This window comes from Kitasatospora sp. NPDC001603 (assembly GCF_040298365.1).
Lineage (GTDB): Bacteria > Actinomycetota > Actinomycetes > Streptomycetales > Streptomycetaceae > Kitasatospora.
Genome location: NZ_JBEPAA010000050.1, coordinates 30,183 through 45,093, shown reverse-complemented (window position 1 = coordinate 45,093; position 14,911 = coordinate 30,183). Strand labels below are relative to the sequence as shown.

Here is a 14,911-nt window from a genome sequence, read left to right as displayed (position 1 = left end):
GGAGAGTATGCCTACTCGCCGGTCACCTGTCAGGGGGCCGTCCACGGCGGGCGCTCCGCCGTCCACGGCGGGCCGGTCACCGGTCCGGCGAGCTTCGGGGCCGGTCGGACGAGCACACCCCTACGACCGCTGCACCGTGCGGCCGGCGGGCAGCAGCCGGCGGCCGCCGACCAGCTCGGGCACCAGTGCGACGAACATCGGGTCGGGATCGCCGACCCAGGGGCGCAGCCCGCTGCGCAGCGCCCGGCGGACCAGCTCCGGGTCGCGCACCACGTCCGCCCGGCCGTGCACCAGGACGCTCCAGCCGGTCCGGGTGACCGCGTCCAGCCGGTCGGCCTGAAAGGCGACGACGGTGCCGTCCAGCCCGCGCGCGGTGGTGCTGCTCCGGCGCACCGCCAGCAGCAGCCGCCCGTCCGGCGTGACGTCGAAGGAGACCGGCAGCACGGCCGGCAGCGCGTGCTCGGTGTACACCACGCGTCCGACGGGCACGGTGCTGAGCAGCCGAAGGCACTCGGCCTCGCACAGGGTCTCCACCCGGTCGTCACGGTCCATGGGTCCGATCGTGCCCCCGCCGGTGTGCGGCCGATAGGGCCCATGGTCCCGGAGCGGCCGGGCCGGGAGCCCCGTCGCCGCGGCCCGGGGCGGTAGCTTGTCCGGCGGCGGGTGGAACGTGCCGCCGGCACGGGCGGCACCCGGCGACCGGGGCCGGGCGGCCCGGCGGCGCACGCAGGACAGGGCAGGACAGGGGCCGCGGCGGTACACGGGCGCGGCGGGCGGTCCCGGGTTGCCGGGGCCGGCGAGGAGGGGGCGGTGCGGGTGGTCAGTGGGGTCGACCTTGTGGTGATCGGGGCGGACGGCGGGCCGGACCGCGGCTTCGGCGGTTCGGCGCTCGCGGCGGACGGCGCCCGGCTGCTCGCCGACGTGCTGCCCGGGATGTGCTTCGACGCCGGATCGGCGGGCTGCCGGGTGGCCGTGGTGGAGCCGGGCGCGGACGCCAACACCATGCTCACGACGGTGCGGGAGGCGGCCGCGCGGCCGGGCCGGTGGCTGCTGGTCTGCCTGGTGGGCCAGTTGGTGGCGGATCCGCGCGGCCGGCGGCTGGCCCTGGTCACCGGCGGCAGCACCGCCGACAACGCGTACCGGCGCGGGCTCGCCTGGGACTGGGTGGTCAGCGCGATGGTCCACGGCGACCAGGAGGAGGCGCTGCTGCTGGTCGACGCCGTCGTGGACCGGGACACCTGGTCGGCTCTCGAACGCGGTGGCGGCGAGGACGGCGTCGGCGAGCTGCTCAGCTACTCGCGGGTCCCGCTCTGGGGCCGGATCGGCCGCTACACCCCCGGCAGACGCGGGCGGGACGCCGTACTGCCGGGTGGCGAGGGGTCGTTCAGCCGGGCCCTGACCGGGGTGCTCCGGCAGGGGCTCCCCGGCGCACCGGCCGCCGTCGCCCCGCTCGACCTCCAGCCGGCCGTCGCCGGTCTGCTCGACGGCGGTGATCCGGCCGGTGCGCCGGGCGCGCGCCTGCTCGTACCGCCGCCGGGCGGGCGCCTCCTGATGCGCAATCGGGCCGCGGTGCGGGGCGCATTGGCCGGATTGTCGCTTTCCGAAGAACTGTTGGCCGTCCTGTGGCGTGAAAGTGCCCCGACGGATCCACCTTCCACGTAAGGTCAGGTGGCCCGGGGTGTTGCCGTGAAGGGGTGGCTTGGCGAAGAATCGATGCTCTCGCGGCAACACCGGCGGGACAGCGGAATTCTTCTGGCGACCACAGACCACGGACGGGGTCGGTCGCGACGAGGTGGGGCGATGCGGCGGCGCGGAAATGTATTGCGCCCTGGGGCGGTTGGGGTCGCTGGGCTGGTTTTGGCGATGCTCCTGACCGCCTGTGGGAGCGGTGGTGGCGCCGGTTCCGTCGATCATCTCGGGACGGCTGCGCCCAGTGTTGCGGGAGTGAACCCGGTAACTCCTTCGGGTGGTTCGGCAAACGTCGGGATCGCGCCGACCGAAGGGCCCGAAGGCGCGGCGGGGCGCCTGGCGCTGAGCACCTATCAGGACTGGTGGCAGACCCAGGCGGCGGACTTCGCCCGGGCCGATTCGGACGGCTCCCAGTTGGAGACGTACTCGTCCGGGAAGGCACTGGCCGACGCCCTCGTCAATCTCCGTCAGCTCCATGACGCCAAACTGGTGATGATCGGCGCCCCGCGGAATTCACCCGTGGTGAAGAGCGTCGATCTGAAGGCGGACCCGCAGGCCGCCGTCATCGAGGACTGCCTCGATGTGACCGACTGGCACCAGGCCGATGCGACCACCCGCGCGGTAAAGGATCCACCGCGGCGGCTCACCCGGTACATCGCGACCGTTTCCCTGCGACAGTTCCAGACGCGCTGGCTGATCTACGAGTTCAAGCGGGAGGTGGACCGAACATGCTGAAACCGGTACGGCGATTCGTGATCCGCACGCTGTTGGTCGCGGGATTGCTGTTATCCCCGGCCGCGCCTGCGATGGCGGACGAACCACCGATCGGCGGGGACGTCACGCACTGCGCCGTCAACGTCATCTGCGAGGGCGGCACCATCCCCGGCGGCACGCCCTCCCCGGGCGGCGGCGGGACCGGCGGCGGGAGCACCGGCGGCCCGCAGATCTGCCGCTGGAACGGCCAGGACTGGCCCTGCCACGACCCGGAGCTGGGCTGGTTCAGCGGCTCGACCGGCTGCTACTACCGCGAGGTCTCCCCGCAGCCGCCGGCCGGCTCCGAGGCCTGGGAGGGGCACCAGCCCTCCGAGGGCACGGTCTACGCGGTGACCTGCCGCTTCACCGACGGCGGCATCGGCGCGCCCGCGCCCAGGTTCTTCGCCCAGGCGCCCGCCGGGCCGCCGCCGCTCAATCCGGTCGCGGAGGCGCGCAGGATCATGGACACCATCGTCCTGCCGTTCCCCGAGCCGGGCGTGGCGCCCAAGGACACGGCCGTGGTCGGGGTGCCGGTCTGGCTCTGGCTGGAGAACGCCAAGGCGCCGGCGGCCAAGTCGGTGAGCGGCGGCGGGATCACGGTCACCGTCACCCCGCGGCTGGACTCGGTGGTCTGGGACCTCGGGGACGGCCGGAAGGAGACCTGTGACAAGCCGGGCGCCGCGGCCGGCACGCCCTACGAGGCCAGGTACGGCGCCGCCAAGTCGCCCACCTGCGGCCACGAGTTCACCACCGGCTCGGGCGGCAAGCCGCGCGGCACCTTCGTCGGGAGCATCCAGGCCAACTGGGTCGGCGTGGTGACCGTCACCGGCAGCACCCAGAAGGTCGATCCGATCAAGGTCCCGCTCACCTTCGCTCCGCTGGAGCTGCGGGTGGGCGAGGTGCAGGTCCTCAACTGACGCGGGTGCGGCGGGGGCGACCCCCGCCGCACCGGCGCGTACGCAGCAATGTCCGAACGACGTGGGAAGGCCGGAACCCGGTGGAGAACCGTACATTTGCGACGCCCGGGGCCAGTACGGCCGGGGCCGCGGCGGTGTCCGTGGCGGTGCCGGAGCAGGGGCGCGGGGCGCCGCACGCCCCCGGGCGGAACCTGCGGGCACGACGCCGGCGGCCGGCCGTGCTGGCGATGGCGGTGGCGCTGATAGCCGCCGGCGGGCTGGGCGGCGCGGTGCTCTACAACAGCACCGGCCAGCGGGTCGCCGTCCTGGCACTGGCCCGTGACGTGCCGTTCGGACAGGTGGTGACCGACGCGGACCTGGTGGTCGCGCGGATCGCGACCGATCCGGCGCTGAAACCGCTGGCGGCCGCGGAACGCGGCAAGGCGGTCGGGATGCGGGCCAGCACCGACCTCAGGCGCGGCGCGCTGCTGCTGACGGCGGACCTCGCGCAGGCCCTGACCGTCCAGCCGGGCCAGCTGCTGGTCGGCGTGTCGGCCAAGCGCACCCAGCTGCCGGCGGCCCGGCTGACCCCCGGCGTGTCGGTCGTCGTCGTCTACACGCCCGACAGCGGCCGGCCGGACTCGCTGTCCGCGCTCGTCGTCACGGTCGGCCGGGTGGACACCGACGGCAGCCAAGTGGTGGACGTGGCGGTGGCGGCGACCGACGCGCCCCGGCTGGCCTCCTGGGTCGCCAGCGGGCGGATCCAGGTGGTGCTGGCGCCGCGCGGCGCGGCCGCGCCGGCCGGGGCGCCCTCGGGGGCACCTTCGGGCACGGGCGCGCCGACGGCCTCCGCCGCGCCGTCCGGCTCCGCGACGCCCTCCGGGGCGGGTGGGGGCTGAGATGGCGGTGATCGCGGTGGTGGGCGGCCCGGGAGCTCCGGGCGCGACCACGACGGCCCTGGCGCTGCTGCTGGCCTGGCCGCTTCCGCCGGGGCGCCGGATCGTCCTGGTGGAGTGCGACCCGGACGGCGGAGCCGTGCTGGCCGGCGCCCTGGAGGGCCGGGTCGAGGCGGTCTACGGGCTGCGCAACCTGGCGGTCGCGGACCGGCGCGGCCTGCTCGCCCAGACGCTCTGGGAGCAGCTGATCGACCTCTCGCCCGAGGGCAACGCCGAACGGCTGCTGCTGCCCGGCCTGACCGATCCGACCCAGGCACCCGGGCTCGCCTACACCTGGGAGCCGCTGATGGAGGTGCTGCACGGGCTGGAACCGCAGGGCTACGACGTCATCCTGGACCTCGGACGCTCCGGCGCCGCCGGGACCAGCGCCGTGCTGGCCCGCCGGGCGGACGTGGTCGCGGTGACCGTGCGGACCACCCTGCGCGGGCTGAGCGCGGCCCGGCCGCGGCTGTCCGCGCTCGCCGAGGACCTCACGGCGGCCGGCACCGGGGCCGACGCGCTCGGGCTGCTGCTGGTCGCCGAGGGTCCCTACTCCGGCGCGGAGGTCTCGCGCGAGTACGGCCTTCCGGTGCTCGGACTGCTGCCGTACGCGGCCCGCACCGCGCGGGTGCTCTCGGACGGCGGGGACATCACCGACCGGCGGTTCATCCGCTCGGAGCTGATGCGGACCGCCCGGTCGGCGGCCGACGAAGTGCAGCGACTGGTGCGCCGCCGCAGGCAGCGGCTGGCGCCCTCGGTGGCGCCCGCCCAGGTCGGTCCGGCGCCCGTGCCGGACGGGGAGGGCACGGCCCCCGGGTACCCGGCGGCGCCCCAGCCGTACGGGCCGGTGCCGCCGGCTCCGGTCATCACCACCGGTCCGGTGGCCCCGCTCGCCGGGCTGGCGCCGCAGCCGGCCGCGCCCGCGCCGTTCCCGGCGCACGTCCAGCCGCCGCAGCAGGGGCCGTCGCCGCGGTCCGACGCCCCGGGGGCCCACGGCGGGGCGGAGCAGTACGGCCAGCAGCAGTACGGGCAGCAGCAGTACGGCGGGGCGGAGCAGTACGGGCAGCAGCAGTACGGCGGGGCCGAGCAGTACGGGCAGCAGCCGTACGGGCAGCAGCAGTACGGGCAGGCCTCGTACGGGCCCCAGCCGTCGCCGCAGCCGCAGCCGCAGCCGCAGCCGCAGCCGCAGTCGCAGTCGCAGCCTCAACCACCGCAGCCCCAGCCGCCGTTGGCCCAGGGGCCGCGGCACCCGTCCGCCGGTCCGGAGTCCCACGTCAGCTACGGGGAGGTGCTCCGTGCGCGGTAGCCCCCTGCACCAGCGTCCGGCGGCCGACCCGGCCGCACTGCCCTGGACGGCTCCCCAGCCGGAGCCCCCGTCGGCGCCCCGGCCCGGCCCCGTCACCCCCGGCCCGGTCGGGCCGGCCGCCGCGCCGTACCCGGACGGGTACCAGGCCGGTGCGACCCCGACCGCCGTGCCCGCCCCGCTGCCCGCGCTGGACCTGCGCGGCGCCGGCGCCCGGCCGGCCGTCGACCCGCAGGTGGCGCGCGAGCTGAAGCGCCAGGTGGCGGCCGAACTGCACCAGCAGATCGCCCGGTTGACCGCGACCTCCGGCGTCGAGCCGGACCGCGCCACCCGCCGCCAGCGCGGGCGGGCGCTGATCGAGGAGGCGGTCGCCCGCTGGTCCGACGCCTACGCGCAGACCCACGGCATCCCGCCGACCCGCGAGCAGGACCGCTCGCTCGCCGAGGCCGTCTTCGACCTGCTGTTCCGGGCCGGGCGGCTCCAGCCCTACCTGGACGACCCGGACATCGAGAACATCCTGATCAACGGCTGCGACGACGTCTGGGTCTCCCGGGTCCACCAACCCCTGCGCCAGGTACCGCCGGTGGCCGACAGCGACGCCGAGCTGATCGAACTGCTCCAGGACCTCGCCCGCCAGCACGGCGGCGGCGAGCGCAGCCTCTCCACCTCCAGCCCGACCCTCGCGCTCCGGCTGGAGGGCGGGATGCGCCTCCAGGCGCTCACCGAGGTGACCCCGCGCCCGTACGTGGCGATCCGCCGCCACCGGGTGGCCTCGGCGACGCTGTCCGAGATGGTCCAACTCGGCACCCTGGACACCACCCTGGCCGCCTTCCTGGCCGCGGCGATCCGGGCCCGGAAGAACGTGATGATCACTGGCACCCAGGGCGTCGGCAAGACCAGCCTGCTGCGCGCGATGGCCGCCGAGATCCCGCCGGACGAGCGGATCGGCACCCTGGAGTCGGAGTTCGAGCTCTGGCTGCACACCCTCGGCCACCTGCGCCAGGTCGTCCCGATGGAGGCCAGGGAGGGCAACGGTGAGCGCGTCGAGGGCCGGCTGGCGGGCGAGTTGAGCATCGGCGACCTCATCCCCGCCGCGCTGCGGATGACGCTCTCCCGGATCATCGTCGGCGAGGTCCGCTCCGGCGAGGTCGTCCCGATGCTGCGCGTCATGACCAACGGCGAGGGCGGCTCGATGTGCACCCTGCACGCCCGCGGCCCGCACATGGTGGTCGACCGCATCGCCGAGCTCTGCCTGGAGTACGGCTCGCACATGACCGACACGCTCGCCTACCGGCTCACCGCCAACGCGGTGGACCTCATCGTGCACGTCGCGATGGTCGACGAGACGGCCGTCGGCGGCCGCCGCCACCGCTTCGTCTCGCACGTCCTGGAGGTGGCCGGCCTCGGCGAGAGCGGCCGGCCCGCGCTGAACACCGTGTTCGGCCCGCGCCCCGAGCTCGGTGAGCCCCGCGCCGTCCCGCACACCCCGCCGAACTGCCTGGACGACCTGCGCCGGGCCGGTTTCGACGCCGCGCTGCTCGGCTCCCGTTACGGGAGCTGGGGCCAGCCGCTGCAACTGCGGATCGGCGGTGGGGCGCAATGACCCTGCTCTTCGTGCTCTGCGGCCTGCTGGTCACGGCCGGCCTGGTGACCCTGGTGTTCTGGGCGCTCGGCAGCGAGGAGACCGGCGACCCGGACGAGGACGGCCGGAGCCCGCTGGCCTCCCGGGGCCACGTCCTCTGGTACGGCGCGCCCGGCACCGCCTCCGCCCGGACGGCGCGGCTGCGCCGGATCCAGCTGCCGGTCGCGCTCGTCGCCGCGCCGCTGGGCTGGCTCTTCACCGGCATCCCGCTCACCGCGCTGCTGGTGCCGCTGGCCGTGTTCGGCCTGCCCTGGCTCTTCGACACCACCCGCTCGGACACCCACCGCATCGAACGGCTGGAGGCGCTCTCCGAGTGGACCCAGCGCATCGCCGACGTGCTGCTGCTCGGCGTCGGCCTCAACCAGGCCATCGTCACCAGCCGCCGCACCGCGCCCGCCGCCCTGGAGCAGGAGGTCGGCGAGCTGGCCGCCCGGCTGCAGGCCCGCTGGCGGCCGGAGGAGGCGCTGCGCGCCTTCGCCGACAGCCTCGCCGACGCCACCGCGGACAAGGTGCTCGCCGCCCTGCTGCTGCGCGCCGGGGACAGCGGCCCCGGCCTGGCCCGGGCGCTCTCGGACATGGCCGAGTCGGTCCGCGAGGAGGTCCGTCAGCGCCGCACGATCGAGGCCGACCGGGCCAAGCACCGCACCACCATCCGCTGGCTGGTCGGGATCATCGTGCTGGTCGTCGTGATCGGCTCGTTCAACACCGACTACACCCGGCCCTACAGCACCGCGCTGGGCCAGATCGTGCTCGCGGTGGTCGCCGCGCTCTTCGTGGCGATCATCGCCTGGATGCGCGCGCTCGCCGCGCACCCGCCGGTGCCGCGTCTGCTGGAGCCCGAACGGCGCGGCCGCGGCGGGGGCCGGCGGCGCGCCGCCGATGCGCCGGCCGAGGGCGAGCCGCAGGAGACCGGCGACGACCGGCGACTCCTCGGGGAGGTCCGATGATCTCCCCCTGGTCCGTGCTGGCCGGCGCGGTCGCGGCCGGCGGCGTCGCCCTGCTGATCTCCGAGCTCCGGCCCGCGCCGCCCGACCTGAGCCAGGCCCTGGACCGGCTGCACCGCACGCCCGCCGACCGGGCGCCGGACCCGGACGAGCGGCCGCGCTGGTTCGACCGGATCGGCGAGCGCTCGATCGGGCTGCGCGGGGTGCGCGTCCCGCAGCGCGAGCTGTCGCTGATCGGCCGGGCCCCGGCCCGGTTCATGGCGCACAAGCTGCTGTTCGCCGTGATCGGCCTCGTCCTGCCGGCCTACCTGTCGGCGATGGCGGTGCTGCTGGACATGGGCCTGCCGTTCGCGCTGCCGCTGCTGGTCGGGCCGTTGCTCGGCGGGCTGCTCTGGTTCGTCCCGGACGCCATCGTGCGCGGCGAGGCCAAGGAGGCGCGGACGGAGTACCTGCACGGCATCGCCGCCTACCTGGAGCTGGTCGCGCTGGAGCGGGCCGCCGACCTCGGGCCCGCCGAGGCCCTGCGCCGGGCCGCCGCGGTCGGCCGCGGCCCCGTCTTCCGCCGGATCCGGGACGCCCTGGACCGCGCCGCGACCGACCGGCTGCCGCCCTGGGCGGGGCTGGACGCGCTCGCCGCCGAACTCGGGCTGACGCCGTTGCAGGACGTCGCCGACATCATGCGGCTCTCCGGTACCGACGGCGCCGCCGTGTACGACACCCTGCGTGCCCGGGCCAAGGGCCTGCGGGGCGAGTTGCTCGCCGAGGACCTCGCGCGGGCCAACGCCGACAGCGAACGGATGGTCGCGCCCGGGGCGGCGCTGACCCTGCTGATGACCGCCCTGATCGTCTTCCCCGCGCTCCACCAGATGCTCGCCTGACACCGTCCTGGTGCCGGTGAGCGCCTGTCACCACACCCAACCCCGGGAGTCCTCCGATGTCCGACCAGCTCAAATCCCTGGCAGGCCGACTGATCCGGCCCACCCTGCTGCCCGTGCAGTTCGCCCTGCTGCTCTTCCAGTTCCGCGTCGGCCGGCTGAAGGCCGCCCGGGCGCGCGGCGACCGCGGCGCGATCAGCATCGAACTCGCGCTCGCCATCATCGCGCTGGTGTTCGTCGCCGGAGCGGTCGCGGTGGCGCTGTACGCCTTGAAGGACAAGGTCGTGAAGAAGGTCGAGCAGGACCCGAACCTGCCCGGCGGGGGCGGTGCGGCCACCCCGTGAGGCACCGACCCCGTCGCCGTCGCGACCGCGGAGCGATAAGCCTGAGCCTGGCCATCGTCTTCCCGGTCGTCCTGCTGCTCGTGCTGCTCGTCGTCCAGGGCTCGATCTGGTGGTACAACCGCCAACTCGCGCTCACCGCCGCCCGGGAGGGCGTGGACGCCGGCCGCGTACAGGGGAACCGGAGCGACGAGGTGAAGGACGCCGCGGCCAGGCGGCAGGCCGAGGACTTCCTGCGACGGCAGGACGGCCCCGGCTACCGGGTGCGGACCGACGGGAGTACGCCGGAGCTGATCCGGGTCACGGTGGAGCTCACGCCGCCGGTCCTGATCCCCGGCATCACGCCGCCGACCATCACGCAGCACGCGGAGGCGCCGCGCGAGCGCTTCGTCCCACCGGCGGCCGCGCCGTGAGGCGGGTCCCGCACCCGGCCCGACCCCGGTGGCCCGTCCGGTGGGGGCGCGGGCTTGTGAGCCTGCGCCCGGCCCGGTCGGCGCGCGGGCGGGACCGGGGCGGGGTGGCGATCGAGGCCGCGATCGTCGCCCCCGGCGTCGTCGCGCTGGTGCTGGTGGCCATCGCCGCCGGGCGGGTGCAGACGGCGGCCGGCACGGTGGAGGCGGCCGCCCGCTCGGCGGCCCGGACGGCCTCGCTGGCGCGCAGCGTGGACGGGATGGACGAACTGGTCCGGAAGACCGCCGCCGAGACCCTGCGGCAGCAGGGCGTCAGCTGCCGGGACAGCGACACCGCGGTCAAGCACGGCGAGCTGACCAGCCACGGGGTGACGCTGGCGACGGTCGAGGTGACGGTCCGGTGCGACGTGGGTCTGAGCGACCTCCTGGCCGGGCCGGGCATGCCCGGGACGAAACGGCTGGTGGGCCGGTTCGTCTCGGTGGTCGACCACTACCGGGCCGGGTGAGCCGGCCGATGGCGGTGGGGCGGACGGCCGGTGCCGACGAGGGCTCCGGGCGGGGATTGGGGACGGCCCGCGCGGGGGAGACGCAAGCGGAGAGCTCCCGGGGGACGGCAGGACGAGGCGGAGCGGTCCCGGGTGGGACCGCCAGGGAGACGAAGGTGCGGGAGGGGGCGTGACGGTGCGCAGACCCGGGGGGGAACGGTGGGGCGGCCAGGCCGTCCGACGGCGGACCGGGGGCCGGCGCGGCCGGGACCGGTCGGACCGCGGCGCGATCGCGATCTTCGTGGCGATCTGTGCGGCGTTCCTGGTCCTGGTCATCGCGCTCGTCGTGGACGCCGGCGGCCGGCTGCGCGTCGCCGAGCGCACCGACGGCTACGCCCAGGAGGCCGCCCGGGTGGGCGGCCAGCAGCTCGACGAGGCCGCCGTGCTCCGGGGCGAGGGGTACAAGGTCAAGCAGGACTACGTCAAGGACGCCGCCAACAGCTACCTCGCCCTGTACCACCTCGCCGTCCACGACGTGGCGTTCTCGGACGACGGTTCGTCCGTGACCGTCACGGTGCAGGCCGACTACAGGCCGGCCCTGTTGGGCGAGCTCGGCAAACAGAAGGTCACGGGCAAGGGCAGTGCCACCCTCGTCCACGGAGTCGAGAAAGCGGAGACCGACTGATGGTCGCGCCACGTGCCAAGGACCAAGCCCGCGCCGGACGCCCGGCCCGGGGCGTGCCCGCCGCGGCGGGAGCCCGCCACCGGCCGGCACCGCTGCCACCGCGCCGAGGGCGGGGCGGCGCGCTGCTCGGCGCCCTCGCCGCGCTGGTCACCCTGCTCGTCCTGCTGGTCGGCGTACCCGCGCTGCTGGTGTACGGCACCGGGGCGGTCGCCGCGATGGGCGAGGTGGCGCCGGACGGCGTCGGGCAACTGCTGACCAGTCCCGACGACGGGCGGCTCTTCCTCTGGCTGCTCGTCGTGGTCGGCTGGCTGGGCTGGGCCTGCTTCGCGCTCTCCGTCCTGCTGGAGGTCCCGGCCCAGCTGCGCGGGCGGATCGCCCGGCGGATCCCGGCCTTCGGCTGGAGCCAGCGGATGGCGGCCGGCCTGGTCGGCTCGGTGATCGCGCTGCTGCCGGTGGCCGGTTCGGCCTTCGCCGCGGTGCCCGACCGGGCGCCGGCCGTCGCGCAGATCCAGCCGGCGGCCGGTGTGCAGCGGGCCGCGCTGCCCGCGGCCCAGGCCGCGCCCGCGCTCGCCCCCGCCGCCGACCAGCAGCCCACCTACACCGTCCGGGACAGCCGGCCGGCCGACAGCCTCTGGTCCATCGCCGAGCGCCAACTGGGCTCGGGGGAGCGGTGGGTGGAGATCGCCAAGCTCAACGACGGCCGGACGATGGGGGATTCGGGTCTGCGCTTCGACGCCGAGCGGCCCATCCAGCCCGGCTGGGAGCTGCTGATGCCCGGCGATGCCAAGGCCGACGAGGCCAAGGCGCCCGCCCCGGCGCCCGCGCCCGTGCCGTCGGCGCCGAGCGCGCCGCAGACGGGCACGGACGGGAGCGCCGGGAGCGGCCGCGGCACCGTCACGGTGGCGGCCGGTGACAGCCTGTCGGCCATCGCCGAGCGGGAGTTGGGGGACGCCGAGGCCTGGCCGAAGCTGTTCGAGGCCAACCAGGGCGCCCAGGCGCCGGACGGTGAACGGCTGACCGATCCGGACGTGGTCGTGCCGGGGATGGTGCTGACGCTGCCCGGTGCTCCGGCCCCGGCTCCCGCGCCCGTACCGGCGCCGACCCCGGCTCCCGCCCCGGCCGACCAGGCGCCCGCCCCGGCTCCGCAGGCCCCCGCCCCGGCCGACCAGGCGCCCGCCTCGCAGGCTCCGGCCCCACAGGCTCCGGCCCCGTCGGCGCCCTCCACCCCGGCACCGGTGCCCGCCGACGCCCAGGCCCCGGCCGCGCACGCCGAACAGGCCCAGGGCGACGACTACACCGTCGCCCTCACCGCCTCCACCGTCGGCGTGCTGCTGGCCGCGATGATGGTCGGCACCGTCGCCCACAAGCGCGGCACGCAGCTGCGCGCCCGCCGGCCGCGCCACCGCATCGCGCTCCCGGCCGCCCCCGCCGCCGCGTTCGAGGCCGAACTGAGGGTCCGCCAGGACGACCGCGGCCTGGACCTGCTCGACCGCGCCCTGCGCACCATGGCGCGCAACACCGTGCGCGGCGGCAAGCGCCTGCCCGCCATCGTCGCGGCCCGGATCACCCCCGGCCACACGGTCGAACTGCACCTCTCCGGGCCGGCCGCCCCGATCGCGCCGTTCCGGGCCGCGCACGCCCCCAACGTCTGGTGGTGCGCGGACGACTCCGGCGAACTCCTCTCGCCCTCCCAGGCGCGCAAGACCGCCTCGCCCTACCCGGCCCTGGTCACCCTCGGCGGCGCACCGGACGGCTCGGTCGTCCTCGCCGACCTGGAGACCGTCCGGCTGCTCCACCTCTCCGGCCACCCGGACGACGCCCGGGACGTGCTGCGCACCCTGGCCATCGAGCTGGCCCACAGCCCGCTCGCCGACCGTCTCCACCTGCACCTGGTCGACCTCGCCGAGGAGTTGCCGATCAGCGGGCCGGCCGCCGAGCGGATCCACCGGCACGCCACGCTGGAGGCGGCGCTCGGCGCGCTCGGCCCGCGCACCGCCAAGGCCCGCGCCACGCTGGTCGCCGCCGAGGCCGCCAGCCCGCGGGACGCCCGCAGCCGCGGCCTGGCCGACGAGTCGTGGGTGCCGGAGATCGTGCTCTGCGCCCAGCAGCCCGGCGGCGACGTCCCGGCCGAGCTCGGCCGCCTGCTCGACGCCCGGCCGCGGACCTGCGTCGCCGTGGTCACCCGCGCGCCCGAGCGCGGCACCGGCCCGGTCGCCCGCTGGACGCTGCCCGCCACCGGCCAGGCCACCATTCCCGGCCTGCACGTCACGGTGGAACTCCAGCGCCTCAGCGACGGGCAGTACGAGCAGGTCTCCGAGCTGCTCCGGGCCGCCGACGACACCACCCAGCACCCCGCCCCCGCCTGGACGCTCGACGGCCCCGGCATCGACCTCGAACCGGCCGAACTCCCGGCGCCCGTACCGGTACTGGCGGCGGTCGGGGCCTCGGCGCCGTTCGGGGACGGTGCCCTCGGCGGGTCGCTCGGCGGCGGCTTTGACAGCGCTTCCGCCGCCCGGTCCGACGGCACCGAAGCGGCCGGTCCGCGGTTGCTCGCCCGGGTGATCGGCACCGGTGCCAGCCCGTTCGCCGGCACCGACCCGGCCGCGCCCGCCGCCGGTGGACCGGGGTCCCGCTTCCTCGTCAACGGCCTCGGCCGGCAGGCGAGCAGCCCGGCCGCGTTGTCGGCGGCGCCGCCCGCGCTGCCGCCCACCCCGGCGGTCGCCGAGGAGGGCGAGGCCCCCGAGGGGGACGCCGACGACACCACCCAGAACCTCCGGCTGCCGACCGCGGCCGAGACCCGGGCCGTCGAGGCGGTCGTCCCGGTCCAGCCGGTGCCGCCGGCGGCTCCCGGGCCGGAGCCGGCCGCGGAGCCCGCGCCGGTGCCGGAACCGGTCCCGACGCACGAACCCGCGCCGGCGCCCAGCGGCGGCGCCCCCAGGGTCCCGGGCCGCCCGGAGCCGGCCCCGGAGCCCGACGTCGAGCCGGAGCCCGCCCCGGTGGCGCGCACCACCCCGGTGCGCAGCGACAGCGACGACCTGCTCGCCATCCTCCGCTCCCCGGAGGCGCACGCCGTCCGCACCGCCCCGCGGATCCGGCTGCTCGGCCCGGTGGACGTGGCCGGCGCCGCCGGCACGGTCGAGCCCGCGAACCTGCCCCGGCTCACCGAGCTCGCCGCCTACCTGGCGCTGCGCTCCGGCGCCGACCACGCCGCGCTCGACCACGACCTCCACCCGGGCGCGGCCCACCTGGACACCCACCCCACCGTCGCCGACGCGAAGAGCCCGCTGCCCGGCAAACTCGCCGATCTGGCCGCCTGGTTCGGCTCCTCGGCGGAGGGCCGGGCCTTCCTGCCCACCGACACCACCGACGGCTACGCCTTCGCCCCGACCGTCACCTGTGACTGGGACGAGTTCCGCGGCCTGTACCGGCGCGGCATGCGCAGCACCAGTGCCACCGCGGACGCGGCGCTCGCCCACGCGCTCGCCCTGGTCCGGGGGGCGCCGTTCGCGGAGGCCCCGCCCGCCGCCTACGGCTGGGCCGAGGCCGAGCGGCAGGACATGATCGCGGCGATCGTCGACACCGCCCACGAACTCGCCGCCCGCCGCCTCCAGTACGGCGACCACCGCAGTGCCGAGGCCGCCGTCTTCCGCGGCCTCGCCGTCGCCCCGGACGTCGAACTCCTGCACCGCGACCTCTTCTACGCCTACGCCTCCGCCGGCGCCCGGGACCAGCTCCTGCGCGCCGTCAACCGGTTGGACGCACTGAGCCGGCGCACCGGCCGGGACCTCGACGCCGACACCGTCGCCCTGCTGCGGGACCTGCTCTCGGGGGCCTGAGGCCGCCGGTGCCCCGGGCGGCACGGAACAGCCGTGCCGCCGGGGCTCCCGGTCCCGTGATCCCGTGACGGCCGGTGCCGGTGCCGGTGACGGGCGCGGGCCGGTGCGCCTGCCGGT

General features: G+C 76.4%; 14 protein-coding genes. 13 read left to right on the top strand and 1 reads right to left on the bottom strand.

Annotated features, from left to right (window positions below):
- Positions 1-120: 120 nt before the first annotated feature.
- Positions 121-552, bottom strand: a complete 432-nt coding sequence (locus ABT263_RS27000; RefSeq protein WP_329490641.1) for a pyridoxamine 5'-phosphate oxidase family protein — start codon at positions 550-552, stop codon at positions 121-123.
- A gap of 258 nt (positions 553-810) precedes the next feature.
- Between ABT263_RS27000 and ABT263_RS26995 the strand changes: the two genes are divergently transcribed.
- The 13 genes from ABT263_RS26995 to ABT263_RS26935 all read left to right on the top strand — a co-directional run bounded on the left by ABT263_RS26995 (position 811) and on the right by ABT263_RS26935 (position 14,794).
- A complete protein-coding gene (locus ABT263_RS26995; protein ID WP_329490642.1) occupies positions 811-1,662 on the top strand; it encodes a hypothetical protein in 852 nt (283 codons plus the stop codon).
- Positions 1,663-1,863: 201 nt separating this feature from the next.
- Entirely contained in the window at positions 1,864-2,424 is a 561-nt protein-coding gene (locus ABT263_RS26990) for a hypothetical protein (protein ID WP_352294164.1), read from the top strand.
- Between the two features lie 71 nt (positions 2,425-2,495).
- Positions 2,496-3,359 (top strand): hypothetical protein, encoded by an 864-nt coding sequence (locus tag ABT263_RS26985; RefSeq protein ID WP_352294162.1) that lies wholly within the window; start codon positions 2,496-2,498, stop codon positions 3,357-3,359.
- An 80-nt stretch (positions 3,360-3,439) separates the two neighbouring features.
- Positions 3,440-4,237 carry an SAF domain-containing protein gene (locus tag ABT263_RS26980; protein ID WP_352294160.1) on the top strand — a complete coding sequence of 266 codons (798 nt, stop codon included), beginning with the start codon at positions 3,440-3,442 and terminating at the stop codon, positions 4,235-4,237.
- A 1-nt stretch (position 4,238) separates the two neighbouring features.
- Positions 4,239-5,579: a CpaE-like family protein gene (locus ABT263_RS26975; RefSeq protein ID WP_352294158.1), complete on the top strand. Its 1,341-nt coding sequence runs from the start codon at positions 4,239-4,241 to the stop codon at positions 5,577-5,579.
- Positions 5,569-7,179, top strand: coding sequence for a TadA family conjugal transfer-associated ATPase (locus ABT263_RS26970; protein WP_352294156.1), 1,611 nt, complete (start codon positions 5,569-5,571; stop codon positions 7,177-7,179). The genes ABT263_RS26975 and ABT263_RS26970 overlap by 11 nt, the downstream gene beginning before the upstream one ends.
- Positions 7,176-8,165 (top strand): type II secretion system F family protein, encoded by a 990-nt coding sequence (locus ABT263_RS26965; RefSeq protein WP_352294154.1) that lies wholly within the window; start codon positions 7,176-7,178, stop codon positions 8,163-8,165. Before ABT263_RS26970 ends, ABT263_RS26965 begins: the two co-directional genes overlap by 4 nt.
- On the top strand, positions 8,162-9,040 hold the full coding sequence (locus ABT263_RS26960; RefSeq protein WP_329490649.1) for a hypothetical protein: 879 nt from the start codon (positions 8,162-8,164) through the stop codon (positions 9,038-9,040). Before ABT263_RS26965 ends, ABT263_RS26960 begins: the two co-directional genes overlap by 4 nt.
- A gap of 56 nt (positions 9,041-9,096) precedes the next feature.
- Complete coding sequence (locus tag ABT263_RS26955; RefSeq protein WP_329490650.1) at positions 9,097-9,381, top strand: hypothetical protein; 285 nt, start codon at positions 9,097-9,099, stop codon at positions 9,379-9,381.
- Positions 9,378-9,791 carry a TadE/TadG family type IV pilus assembly protein gene (locus ABT263_RS26950; protein ID WP_329490651.1) on the top strand — a complete coding sequence of 138 codons (414 nt, stop codon included), beginning with the start codon at positions 9,378-9,380 and terminating at the stop codon, positions 9,789-9,791. Before ABT263_RS26955 ends, ABT263_RS26950 begins: the two co-directional genes overlap by 4 nt.
- A gap of 56 nt (positions 9,792-9,847) precedes the next feature.
- On the top strand, positions 9,848-10,294 hold the full coding sequence (locus ABT263_RS26945) for a TadE/TadG family type IV pilus assembly protein (RefSeq protein WP_329490652.1): 447 nt from the start codon (positions 9,848-9,850) through the stop codon (positions 10,292-10,294).
- A gap of 169 nt (positions 10,295-10,463) precedes the next feature.
- Positions 10,464-10,958 carry a hypothetical protein gene (locus tag ABT263_RS26940; RefSeq protein WP_352294152.1) on the top strand — a complete coding sequence of 165 codons (495 nt, stop codon included), beginning with the start codon at positions 10,464-10,466 and terminating at the stop codon, positions 10,956-10,958.
- Positions 10,958-14,794 carry a BTAD domain-containing putative transcriptional regulator gene (locus ABT263_RS26935; protein ID WP_352294150.1) on the top strand — a complete coding sequence of 1,279 codons (3,837 nt, stop codon included), beginning with the start codon at positions 10,958-10,960 and terminating at the stop codon, positions 14,792-14,794. Before ABT263_RS26940 ends, ABT263_RS26935 begins: the two co-directional genes overlap by 1 nt.
- Positions 14,795-14,911: the final 117 nt, after the last annotated feature.

Excerpts from the sequence above, each read along its gene's own strand:
- ABT263_RS27000 (WP_329490641.1), bottom strand. The coding sequence starts at position 552 with ATGGACCGTGACGACCGGGTGGAGACCCTGTGCGAGGCCGAGTGCCTT.
- ABT263_RS26990 (WP_352294164.1), top strand. The coding sequence starts at position 1,864 with ATGCTCCTGACCGCCTGTGGGAGCGGTGGTGGCGCCGGTTCCGTCGAT.
- ABT263_RS26985 (WP_352294162.1), top strand. The coding sequence starts at position 2,496 with ATGGCGGACGAACCACCGATCGGCGGGGACGTCACGCACTGCGCCGTC.
- ABT263_RS26975 (WP_352294158.1), top strand. The coding sequence starts at position 4,239 with ATGGCGGTGATCGCGGTGGTGGGCGGCCCGGGAGCTCCGGGCGCGACC.
- ABT263_RS26965 (WP_352294154.1), top strand. The coding sequence starts at position 7,176 with ATGACCCTGCTCTTCGTGCTCTGCGGCCTGCTGGTCACGGCCGGCCTG.
- ABT263_RS26960 (WP_329490649.1), top strand. The coding sequence starts at position 8,162 with ATGATCTCCCCCTGGTCCGTGCTGGCCGGCGCGGTCGCGGCCGGCGGC.
- ABT263_RS26955 (WP_329490650.1), top strand. The coding sequence starts at position 9,097 with ATGTCCGACCAGCTCAAATCCCTGGCAGGCCGACTGATCCGGCCCACC.
- ABT263_RS26935 (WP_352294150.1), top strand. The coding sequence starts at position 10,958 with ATGGTCGCGCCACGTGCCAAGGACCAAGCCCGCGCCGGACGCCCGGCC.